General features: G+C 50.4%; 1 protein-coding gene and 3 pseudogenes. 3 read left to right on the top strand and 1 reads right to left on the bottom strand.

All coding sequences use genetic code 11. The annotated features are described in order from the left end of the window. From BZG79_RS16565 to yegD, 3 pseudogenes are all read left to right on the top strand, one after another. Window positions 1–181, top strand: a pseudogene (locus BZG79_RS16565) (IS4 family transposase); the annotation flags it as partial. Between the two features lie 17 nt (window positions 182–198). After that, window positions 199–399 (top strand): annotated as a pseudogene (locus tag BZG79_RS14190) (aldehyde-activating protein); the annotation flags it as partial. Window positions 400–535: 136 nt separating this feature from the next. Then, window positions 536–1,888, top strand: a pseudogene (gene yegD, locus BZG79_RS14185) (molecular chaperone). Window positions 1,889–1,993: 105 nt separating this feature from the next. On the opposite strand, the gene BZG79_RS14180 reads toward yegD, so the two are convergent. Further along, window positions 1,994–2,377 carry a hypothetical protein gene (locus BZG79_RS14180; protein ID WP_077774722.1) on the bottom strand — a complete coding sequence of 128 codons (384 nt, stop codon included), beginning with the start codon at window positions 2,375–2,377 and terminating at the stop codon, window positions 1,994–1,996. Between the last annotated feature and the right edge of the window lie 27 nt (window positions 2,378–2,404).

Below are 2,404 nucleotides of genomic sequence, written 5' to 3'. Positions count from 1 at the left end.
ATGGGACAGGCACTTTCAAGCGAATACAGTCAGAAGCCGAAATGTCCTGTCTACTGTCCGGTTAGGCATGGAACTGCTCAGGCGACCCGACTACGAAATCACGACTCAAGACCTCTTAGCAGCGGGGGTAGTTTTAGCTCAGCAGCTCTTGAAAGATGGCTATGCATTGGCGGATTTATGAGGGGATCCCTCAGTACTGAGTGTGGCACGCATCTGTTTTATAAATTCAAAGAAACTGGTGAGTACAATATGCCAGTAGGCTTGTTCCCTGATCTTGAAGGCCTAGAAATGGAGATGCAGTATTTCAGTGACATGCGCCCCAGTTACTATTGCTTTTCCAACCAAACGAAGGAAATGACTACTGCAGAAATCATGGCCTATTTTGCCGACAAGGTGTAATTCAGGTTTACCAAGATGACAATGGGTAGCGGGGCACTGGCCCAGATAGCCGGACTGGCTTGGGCACACGGATGTTAGAAATCCCGCGACGGTTGAGGTAGCATTGCCGACATTTTTTGTGCGGTAAGAGGCATTTATGTATATCGGCTTTGACTATGGTACAGCCAATTGTTCGGTGGCGAAGATTGAAAACGGTCAGCCGACGCTGTTACGTCTAGAAGGAGACAGCTCGTTTATTCCTTCCTCCCTTGCCGCACCTACGCGCGAATCGGTGTCTGAGTATCTGTTTCGTCATCGGGGCATCAAGCCGCTAGATACGATTGGCGAGCAGATGTTGCGCCGCGCCATCCATGTAAACCGAGAGGAAAGCATTGAACTTGAGGCGGAGGACATGGCGTTTGGTCAAGCGGCGCTCGATCGTTATCTCGATGATCCGCGTGATATGTACTACGTGAAATCCCCTAAATCTTTCCTTGGCGCGTCAGGTTTACGTGATGCCCAACTGCGCTTTTTTGAAGACCTCGTATGCGCAATGATGGATAACATCAAAACCCAAGCCGAACACCAAACTCAACAGAGTATTCATGATGCGGTGATCGGTCGGCCGATTAACTTTCAAGGCCGTGGAGGCGAGGTGGCAAATCGCCAAGCCGAAGGTATTTTGCTCAATGCGGCTAAGCGGGCGGGCTTTAAACAGATTGAATTTCAGTTTGAACCAGTCGCTGCCGGCCTGGACTATGAAGCGATACTGAGCGAAGACCAAATCGTTCTTGTGGTCGATATCGGTGGGGGCACCACAGACTGTTCATTGATTGAGATGGGGCCATCATGGCGCGGTAGTAGCGATCGTAGTGCAAGTTTGTTAGCGCACAAAGGTCAGCGTATTGGCGGCAATGACCTAGATATTGCGTTGGCATTCAAACAAATGATGTTCCCGTTTGGGATGGGCAGTAAGATGGAATCTGGCATTGAGATGCCGATTACGCAGTTTTCCAACCCCATCGCGATTAACAACGTACAAGCGCAAAACGATTTCTATGCGTTTGAAAACTTGGCGGTGCTCAAAGGGCTGCACAAGCAAGCGCAAGAGCCACATAAACTGGCCCGTTTGCTTGAGGTATATCACGAGTCGTTGGGTCACAACATTGTCCGTCGTGCGGAAGAGGCAAAGATTGCGTAGTCGGATCAAGCGGCTTACCGAGCGGGCATTCAACTGTTCTCCGAGCGCGTRGACGTTGATGTAACGCGCGATAACATGATTGATGCGATTGAGGCGCCCAAACGTAAGATGATCGCCTTAGTGCACGATGTGGCCGCGCAGGCCGGTGTAAAGCCTGACGTGATTTTTATGACAGGTGGCTCGGCGCGCTCGCCCTTCTTACGGGAGGCTGTACAAGCAGAGCTCCCGAACATTCCTGTAGTGAGTGGCGACTACTTTGGCTCAGTCACCGCAGGCTTAGCGCGTTGGGCGGAAGTCTGCTTTAAGTAACCGTCGCTTGACGAACTGGGTTTGACGCTTACTTGTAATTCCTTGCGAAAGAAAAAAAGTTGTCAATAATAGGAACCCATCTTAGCGAAAACTTCCGTATTTTGACTAGAAATCATGCACCAAGGTGGGTGTGTTGGCGCGAAATAGTTTTGTTAGGACAGACTTATATCGCCAACCCAGTGTCAGTAGCCGTTTCGCTAAGCTTTGATTTTGAATGGTGGCAACTTCAATGCCGCGGTAGTGATACGGATGCGCTCGAATATAGTCGATAAACGCCGTCAGCACCCCTTGGCCGCGAACGTTGGGGGAAAATTGTAGCGAAACAATCGATAATCGCTGACTACCGATTGGGCAGTGAACCAGACAATAGCCGAGCGGGTGCTTGATAGCGGTAGAGAGCTCTGGAAAAGCGCGCGTCTGGTGACGTTGGGCTAATTGGTCATAGCCGTGGCATAGGTGGTTAAGCAGTTGCCGAGCGTTATCATCCATCGGTGTGTCTCTGGAGAGGTCGAAACG

The sequence above is a fragment of the Salinivibrio sp. MA427 genome (genome assembly GCF_001996115.1).
GTDB classification, from domain to species: Bacteria; Pseudomonadota; Gammaproteobacteria; order Enterobacterales; family Vibrionaceae; genus Salinivibrio; species Salinivibrio costicola.
The sequence above is the reverse complement of the archived record's forward strand: the minus strand, read 5'-3'. Positions and strand labels throughout refer to the sequence as shown.

What these genes read in the sequence shown, in the direction of transcription:
- BZG79_RS14180 (WP_077774722.1), bottom strand. Translation starts at nt 2,377, where the DNA reads ATGGATGATAACGCTCGGCAACTGCTTAACCACCTATGCCACGGCTAT.